This is a genomic window from Nitrososphaerota archaeon (assembly GCA_029785825.1).
GTDB lineage: Archaea > Thermoproteota > Nitrososphaeria > Nitrososphaerales > Gagatemarchaeaceae > UBA183.
In genome coordinates, this window is the sequence record JAFLYY010000001.1 from 1695973 (window position 1) to 1704747 (window position 8775).

The 8775-nt window shown below is 59.5% G+C and carries 6 protein-coding genes and 1 rRNA gene (1 of these 7 only partly in view); all 7 read left to right on the forward strand.

Annotated features, from left to right (window positions below; translation table 11 throughout):
* Positions 1-27: 27 nt before the first annotated feature.
* Complete coding sequence (locus tag JRN21_09145) at positions 28-2001, forward strand: 2-oxoacid:acceptor oxidoreductase subunit alpha (GenBank protein ID MDG6989463.1); 1974 nt, start codon at positions 28-30, stop codon at positions 1999-2001.
* Positions 1991-2956: a 2-oxoacid:ferredoxin oxidoreductase subunit beta gene (locus tag JRN21_09150; GenBank protein MDG6989464.1), complete on the forward strand. Its 966-nt coding sequence runs from the start codon at positions 1991-1993 to the stop codon at positions 2954-2956. The genes JRN21_09145 and JRN21_09150 overlap by 11 nt, the downstream gene beginning before the upstream one ends.
* A gap of 142 nt (positions 2957-3098) precedes the next feature.
* Positions 3099-3626 (forward strand): inosine/xanthosine triphosphatase, encoded by a 528-nt coding sequence (gene yjjX / locus JRN21_09155; protein ID MDG6989465.1) that lies wholly within the window; start codon positions 3099-3101, stop codon positions 3624-3626.
* Between the two features lie 54 nt (positions 3627-3680).
* Positions 3681-4739: an adenosine deaminase gene (gene add / locus JRN21_09160; GenBank protein ID MDG6989466.1), complete on the forward strand. Its 1059-nt coding sequence runs from the start codon at positions 3681-3683 to the stop codon at positions 4737-4739.
* 63 nt (positions 4740-4802) lie between these two features.
* Positions 4803-6794, forward strand: a complete 1992-nt coding sequence (locus JRN21_09165; GenBank protein MDG6989467.1) for an MFS transporter — start codon at positions 4803-4805, stop codon at positions 6792-6794.
* Between the two features lie 84 nt (positions 6795-6878).
* Positions 6879-7079, forward strand: a complete 201-nt coding sequence (locus JRN21_09170) for a hypothetical protein (protein ID MDG6989468.1) — start codon at positions 6879-6881, stop codon at positions 7077-7079.
* Between the two features lie 304 nt (positions 7080-7383).
* Positions 7384-8775: ribosomal RNA gene (locus tag JRN21_09175) — 16S ribosomal RNA — on the forward strand; it runs 40 nt beyond the window's last position.

Here is an 8775-nt window from a genome sequence, read left to right on the forward strand (position 1 = left end):
CCGCCTCGCCTATCAGGCAGAAACCGGATGAAGCGGGACGATTTCTCATGGATGATAGGCGGCGTCCAAGGAAGTGGCGTAGACACGTCGGCGAACATCTTCGCGAGGGCCGCGGCTGAAGGAGGGCTCTTCGTCTTCGGCAAGAGAGAGTATTACTCTAACATCAAAGGGGAGCACAGTTACTTCCAGGTCAGGGTCTCCGGGACTCCAATCAGATCACACGTCGACACGGTCGACATGCTGGCTACATTCGAAGAGGAGACAATCTTCAGGCACGCCCTCGAGGTCAGAAAGGAGGGGGGGATAATCTACGATCCTGACCAGGATTCGAAGCGGCTGGACCAGATGCCCACCATCGAAGCTAACGTCAAACAGACGCTCGTCGCCGAGCTCTCAAAGGCGGGGCTTTCGCTTGATGTCAGTGGGGTTATCGAGCTTGCGAGAAGGCGGGGCGTCCATATTTATCCGGTCCCCTATACCAGCATCCTGAAGGAGGTCGGAGCGAAGCACGGAGAGACCTCCCTCAGCACCCTCCAGAGGATGCTCAACGTAATGGCCGTTGCTTCATCCTTCGCCATACTGTCCTTCGACGAAGACCTCGTGAAAAACTCGGTCAGGAAGTGGTTCAAATCCAAACCCAAGGTCGCCGAGATGAACGCAGACGCCGTGGGGGCGGCCTACGACCACGTCGAGCAAAAGTACGCCGGGAGCTTCGCCTACAGGCTATCTCCAGTCAAGGCCGACGGGGACAGACTGTTCATCCGGGGGAATTCGGTGGTCGCCATGGCCAAGGAGCTCGCTGGGTGCAGGCTCCAGACCTACTATCCTATCACGCCAGCCAGCGACGAGAGCGAGTACCTCGAGGCCCATTCTGAGATACCGCTTGACGGCTCTGCAGCCCAGGACAACCCCCAGATGGGCGAGGCGGCGGCCATGAAGAAAGGGAGCATCGCCGTCGTCCAGTCGGAGGACGAGATTGCGGCCGTGACCATGGCCATAGGCGGAGGGCTGGCCGGGGTACGCTCCTCCACCTCCACCTCGGGTCCGGGATTCTCTCTGATGGCCGAAGGCCTGGGCTACGCCGGGATGAACGAAGTTCCTATTGTCGTCACGCTCTATTCACGTGGGGGCCCGAGCACGGGCCTCCCCACGCGCCACGAGCAGGGAGACCTCAGGTTTGCTCTTCATGCGGGCCACGGGGAGTTCCCAAGGCTGGTCCTCGCCAGTGGGGACCTGGAAGAAGCGTTCTACGACACCGTGCGGGCCTTCAACTACTCTGAGATATATCAGACGCCTGTTATCCACATAGTCGACAAGGCCCTCGCCAACTCCGATGGCACCATCCCCATGCTTGACGTGAACAGGATCAAAATCAACAGGGGGCTTTACCTCAAGGAGATTACCAACGCGGTCAACGGCGAGTTCGAACGCTTCGCACACACCGCGAACGGCATCTCTCCTCGTCCCCCAATAGGGACTAAAGGCGGGGTCTATTGGCACACAGGTGACGAGCACGACGTGCACGGCCACATCAGCGAAGACCCGACCAACCGTGACCTCATGATGGAGAAGAGGATGGGGAAGCTCGTCCTGGCCGACAGGGAGATTCCGATTTCTGAGAGGCTCAACTTTTTCGGCCCGGAAAAGGCAGACATCACAGTGGTAAGCTGGGGGTCCACCAAAGGCGCCATACTCGACGCTATGGATTGGCTGGAGCAGGACGGCATCAGCGTCAACTTCATTCAGATCAAGCTCATCAACCCCTTCCCCACAGAATACATGACCAACGTCCTCTCTAGGGCGAAGAAGGTGGTGGGCATCGAGATGAACTACTCTGCGCAGCTGATCGGGGTGGTCCGCGAGCAGACCTGCATCCCCATCGAACAACTGGTCGTCAAATACAACGGAAGGCCGATGTCGTCAGAGGAGGTATACGATGCCTTGAAGGCGATTCAAGAAGGGACGGCTCCGACAAAGGTGGTCCTGAGGCATGGCGCTTAAGCTCTCGGACCTTAAGACGACGGCGCACAACGACTGGTGCCCTGGCTGCGGCGACTTTGGAATCCTAAACGCCGTCCAGATGGCCTTGGCCGAGATGAACGCGGACCCGAACAACACGGTAGTGGTCTCTGGGGTGGGGTGCTCCTCCAAGTCGCCCCATTTCATCAAGACATACGGTGTCCACACTCTTCATGGCCGCGCCGTCCCATTCGCAACTGGGATAAAACTCGCCAACCCGAACCTCGAAGTCGTGGTCGAAGGTGGGGACGGCGACGGCATGGGAATTGGGGCTGGTCACTTCGTTAATTCGGGGAGGAGGAACCTCGATATGCTTTACATCGTCCACGACAACGAGGTCTACGGCCTCACCAAGGGGCAGGCGTCCCCCACCCTCGGACTGGGGAAGAAGACCAAGTCTCTCTACTCACCGAACGTCAACCAGGCGATCAACCCCCTGATGCTCGCCATCGCTTCGGGTTACACTTGGGTGGCCAGGGGATATTCCTACGACGTCCGCCACCTGAAGGACCTGATCATCAAGGGGATCAGGCACAAGGGGTACGCGTTCCTCGATGTGCTGCAGCCCTGCCCGACCTATAACGACCTCCTCACCAAGGAATACTGGGCTGGAGAAGGGAATCTGGATACTATGGGGAAACAGCAGCCGAGGACCTACAAGCTGGAGGAAACCGGGTACGACGGCATAGTCCACAACGGCGACGAGGCAGAGATGGAGAAGAAAGTCCAGCAGGCAATCTTGAAGGCATTCGAGTTCGGGGACCACACTCCCATCGGGGTCTTCTACCAGAACGAGTTCGTGTCCACCTATGAGGAGCGCCTCGCAGCACGCAGCCCATCCTACAAGACAAACCCACCAGCGGCCCAGGATATCGCCCGGCCTGACGGGACGCCACTGGCTAACATCAACAGGCTCATCGACGACCTAAGGATTTAGGACAGCCTCTGAGATTCAAGGGAGGGAAGGTTGGCCCTCCACTTGCCAGTTCTATGTTGGTCGAGCTGCGCCTCGCCTCAACCGCCTTTCGAGACCACTTGCGTCTCACGGTTAAATCGTCCAGGAATCGCGCTCCCCTTCCATGATAGTGGCGGTAGGCACGAAGAACCCTGCTAAGGTCGAAGGAATCAGGAGGGGGTTCTCGAAGTACTACCCGGACGCCGAACTCACTCCCGTCGACGCTTCCAGGGTGACCAAAGCCCAGCCCAGGGGGCTCGAGGAGATGGTGGTGGGAGCCACCGCCCGGGCTAAGTTCGCCCTTTCGAAGGCTGGCGGCGTCTTCGGGGTCGGGGTCGAGGCGGGGATATTCACAATCGGGGGCGTCTACTTTGACAACCAATTCGCGGCAATAGTCGACCCTTCGGGGAGGGTGTCCCTCGGCCACTCGGCTGGCTACTCCCTTCCGAGAGAGGCGATGAACTCTCTTTTTGAAAAGGGGTCAGAGCTCGAGCGCTGGGCAGAGGAGGTCAGCGGCATCGGCGAGATTGGAGACAAAGGCGGGTTAGTGAGGTTCCTGACCAAAGGGGAGATATCAAGGGCGGACCTGACGGAACAGTGCGTCGTCACCGCCCTGATTCCACGGCTCAACCAAGGGATCTACGGGCTCTGAAGCACCCCTCGATGTAGGGGCCGGATTAATAACCACCCGTCAAGGCCGGGGCCCATGCGTATCTCTCCCGCAGCCGTCAGGGCCCTCCCAAAGGCCGATCTCCACAGCCACATCGACGGGTCCATCTCTCCGAGAGAGCTCTTCCGCATAGCAAGAAAGCACCACAGGAAGATAATCACCCCCGAGGGCGCGGAGCTGGAAAGTGTCTCCGCTTTCATGAGACACATCAAGGGAGACGGGTACGTCTCGATGCTCGACGACATCATCCGCCGCTTTTATCCCGTAACCAGACTGCTGCAGACGGAGGAAGCGATCCGCGAGGCGGGGATCTCATATTTGAAGGGGCAGAACGACGACGGGGTCGTCTACGCCGAGGGGAGGTTCGCGCCACAGTACCATACCATCGAGGGGCTCTCTCTGGGTAACGTCATCTCCAGCATGGCCGAAGGGCTCGCCGAAGGCGCTGAGCGGTACGGAGTGGAGACCTCTCTGATAGTCGCCATAGGAAGGGAGTCGCCTCCCGGGCTGGGCGAAGAGGTGGCTAAGGCTGCAGCCAAGAGTGGCGTTGCTGTCGCCCTGGACCTCGGCGGACCCGAAGCGGGGAACCCGCCGGAAAAGTTCGAAAGGGCTTTCAGGCTCGCCGCTTCGTCGGGGCTGAAGGTGACGATACACGCAGGCGAGGATGCGGGGTCCCGGAAGCAGGACGTCGCGAACATGAAGACCGCACTGGCGATGGGAGCCGACAGGCTGGGTCACGCCGTCCGTCTGTCGCATGAAAGGAGTCTGATTTCGACAGTCTTGGAGAGGTCGGCCGGAATCGAGATGAACCCGGTCTCAAATCTGGTCCTCGGCAAAATCAAGACCACGAGGGACCTAGGCATAGACCGGCTCCTAAAGGAGGGAGTGTCGGTCTCTCTCAACTCCGACGATCCTTCCCTTTGGACGGGGGGAAACCTCTCGGAGGTGTACTCGAGGGTTTGCCTGGAGTACGGATTCGGGATGGACCAGGTCGACACCCTCGCTGAGAACGCCTTCAGGTCCTCCTTCGCAAGCAGGCGAGTCAAGGAACAACTGATCGAGCGCTACCGTGAGGCGAGACGGCACATCCGTTGAGCCAGCGGAGAACCCATCTCACCCTTAAGAACGGTCTGTCCGGGAGCGTCCCCACTCCTAGAAATGCAGCCCAGCAGCGAGTCGCAGGAACTGGCGACAGGTTCGCTCATCGGTCAGATCGAGTCAGGCCGCATCACTTGGTCCCACATCAAGGTCCTCGTCCTGTCAGGAGCAGGGGTCTTCATGGACGGCTACGACCTGTTCATCATAGGGGTCGCCATCCTGTTCATACCATACGTCAGTGGCGCGTTCGACACAGCCCTGATAACGTCGGCCGCCCTTTTGGGCGCCGTCTTCGGGGCGGTGCTCTTTGGGAACCTCGCCGACAGACTCGGCAGGAAGAAGCTCTACGTCGCCGACCTACTGTTCTTCGTCGTCTTCGCAGCGGCCTCCGCGTTCTCTCAGAACCTGTGGGAGCTCTATCTCTTTAGGTTCCTCCTGGGGATTGGAATAGGCGCCGATTATCCCATCAGCGCCTCATACGTCACCGAGTTCGTAAGCAACAGGCATCGCGGGAAGCTGATCGCCTCGGTCTTCTCGTTCCAGGGCCTTGGTCTAATCAGCGCAGTAGTCGTCAGTGTAGTCCTGGTCCAGGCGCACCTCGGCCCCGACGTCTGGCGATGGATGCTCCTCTCTGGGGTTATCCCCGCCCTGGTCGCGCTAACGGCCAGGACCAAGATGCCTGAGACCCCACGCTGGTATCTCTCTCGTGGCCGGGCGGACGAGGCGCGGAAGGTGATGTCTGGATTCTTCGGATACCAGGTCCCTGAAGAGACTCTCGAGGCCATCAACGAAAGGGTCTCGGTCAGAGAGCTACTCCTCTCTCCCTACTCGCGGCGGGTCTTTTTCACCTCGGCGAGCTGGTTCCTCGTAGACGTGGGGGTCTACGGCATAGGAATACTCACCCCATTCCTGATTGCTGACATCTACGGACCGACCCGTCCTCTCCTGGCTTCGGTGGTCACGTCGGGCGAGCTGTTCGTCTTTGCGGGGATCGGTTACCTCTGCGCCATCGCATTAGCGGACGTTGTCGGCCGCAAGCCTCTGCAGACGGTAGGGTTCTTCGGGATGGCCATCCCTCTGCTCGCTGCAGCCATCCTTCACGCTTCCACTCTCCTCCTGCTGGCGATTCCCATCGCGGTGTTCTACATCTTCGAAAACGCCGGTCCGAACACGACCACATGGATCTATCCGGTGGAACTCTTCCCGACGAGACTCAGGGGAACGGGCCACGGCCTGGCGGCCACGGTGGGGAAGATTGGCGCCGTGGTAGCGACCTTCTTCCTTCCACTGATCTACGCAGCTCTTGGCCGGGATGCGATGCTCGCATTTGTCGGCGTGGCCTGCCTCGCTGGCGGGGTGCTGACCTACTTCATGGGGATAGAGACCAAGCGGCTCTCCCTGGACGACGTTTCCGAGATCTTCAAGTCGTTCTATGACACCTTCGACAGGATTTCGGCCAACCTTCTAGCCGCCGCCGAACTCCTCCACGACAGACTAGCTGCGATGTCCAGTCCCGGCGCAACCGTCGACATCGCGAGCCTCGCGGCAGGAATCAAGGAGCTAGAGCACACCGGAGACGAACTGATACACGAGGCCTTCGTCAAACTCGACAAAAAGTTCGTGGCCCCCATAGACAGGGACGACATCACGAAGCTACTCAAGACCCTGGACGACACGCTCGATTTCATCGACGCCTCCACATCGAGGATGGAAGTGTACAAGGTCGACCATGTCACCCCCGAGACGCTGAAGTTTTCAGAACTCATCCTCGGCCAGGTCAGGGAGATCAGGAAGGCCATCACCTCGCTAAAAGGGAGTGGGGCGACCGCCGTCATAGACGGAGCCGCCATCAAGATGCACGAGCTGGAGAATGAGGCTGACGACCTTCTCCACAGATGCCTGAGGTCCTTGTTTGCCTCCCCGGAGCCCGGCACATCGCCCTTCGACATCATCAAACAGAAGGAGGTCTACGAGTACCTCGAGAGCACGACTGACAAATCCGAAGACGTAGCAGACGTCCTACGGAGCCTCTTGGTCAAGTACTCCCTGTGACCTCCCCGGCCCGTAAGCCGGACCGTGCTCCTCGACCCAGACTGACACGAAGGCCTATCAGTCGGCCGCCCGGACATGCCAGGCATGAGCAAACCCGAAGGGAAGTTGGAGCTCGTGGGTGCGGTGGCCTTCCTGATCTTGGTCGGCCTGGTGGCCTTCCTCTTCCCTGCATATGCCCTGGCCTTATTCGCACCGGTCGCCGGATGGGTTGTCTATCGGGATCATGAGAAAATCTCCCGACTTGAGAAGGAACTAGCAGGCAAAGGGTCCGAGACGAAGCCCTAGCCTTCCCCGCTTGGCCGCCCGGGGAGTTGCCGAACCCCTGAGAATCTACCGCGGCACCTCGGAGGAAGGTTGGCTGGAATGGCGCATTTTCACATGGGAATGCATATATACGAACCCCTGACCGTGGGCGTTTCTGCGCATTAATTGGCGGCGTCTGCCTCGAGCAAAAGGGCCGAGCCCTGACGCGGTGAAACGCACGACCTCCAGGTGCGCGCACAGAAGTGGAGATCTGACTTCGGTTAGATCTGACGTGGGTTGTGCTTTACACCTCGCAGAAATGCGTGGTCGTACTCCTCGATAATCGACTCCGGTTGATCCTGCCGGACCCGACTGCTATCGGATTGGGATTTAGCCATGTTAGTTGTGCGTGCTTGGCTACAGGCACGCAGCGTACGGCTCAGTAACACGTAGTCAACCTGCCCTGGAGACACGGACAAACCCGGGAAACTGGGGCCTATCCGCGATAGATGGCCTCATCTGGAAGGAGGGGCCGTCCAAAAGGGCGCACGGGTATGCTCTGTGCGAACCGCTCCAGGATGGGACTGCGGCCGATCAGGCTGTTGGCGGGGTAATGGCCCACCAAACCTGTAACCGGTACGGGCTTTGAGAGAAGGAGCCCGGAGATGGACACTGAGACAAGGGTCCAGGCCCTACGGGGCGCATCAGGCGCGAAAACTTCGCAATGCGCGAAAGCGTGACGAGGCTAGTCCGAGTGCCGCCTGCTAAAGGTGGCTTTTCTCGGCTGTAAATAGGCCGGGGAATAAGGGGAGGGCAAGTCTGGTGTCAGCCGCCGCGGTAATACCAGCTCCTCGAGTGGTCGGGACGATTATTGGGCCTAAAGCACCCGTAGCCGGTTTCGTAAGTCCTCTGTTAAATCCAGTCGCTCAACGACTGGCCTGCAGAGGATACTGCGGGACTAGGAGGCGGGAGAGGCGGACGGTACTCCGCGTGTAGGGGTAAAATCCTTTGATCCGCGGAAGACCACCAGTGGCGAAGGCGGTCCGCCAGAACGCGCTCGACGGTGAGGGGTGAAAGCTGGGGGAGCGAACCGGATTAGATACCCGGGTAGTCCCAGCCGTAAACGATGCGAGCTAGATGATTCGATCGCAGTTCGCGATCGAAGTGTCGCAGGGAAGCCGTTAAGCTCGCCGCCTGGGGAGTACGGTCGCAAGGCTGAATCGTAGGAAGCTACTTCTTTCTACGCAGTTCACTTAAAGGAATTGGCGGGGGAGCACCACAAGGGGTGAAGCCTGCGGTTCAATTGGAGTCAACGCCAGGAAACTTACCAGGAGCGACAGCAGTATGAGAGTCAGGCTGAAGACTTTACTTGACGAGCTGAGAGGAGGTGCATGGCCGTCGCCAGCTCGTGCCGTGAGGCGTCCTGTTAAGTCAGGCAACGAGCGAGACCCTTGCCGATAATTGCTAGCCGTGGTAGCAATACCGCGGAGGCTAGTTATCGGGACTGCCGCTGCTAAAGCGGAGGAAGGAGAGGGCCACGGCAGGTCAGTATGCCCCGAAACTCCTGGGCCACACGCGGGCTGCAATGGTAGGGACAGTGGGTCCCGACCTCGACAGAGGGAGGCAATCCTCAAACCCTACCCCAGTTGTGACTGAGGGCTGCAACCCGCCCTCATGAATATGGAATCCCTAGTAACCGCGTGTCATCACCGCGCGGTGAATACGTCCCTGCTCCTTG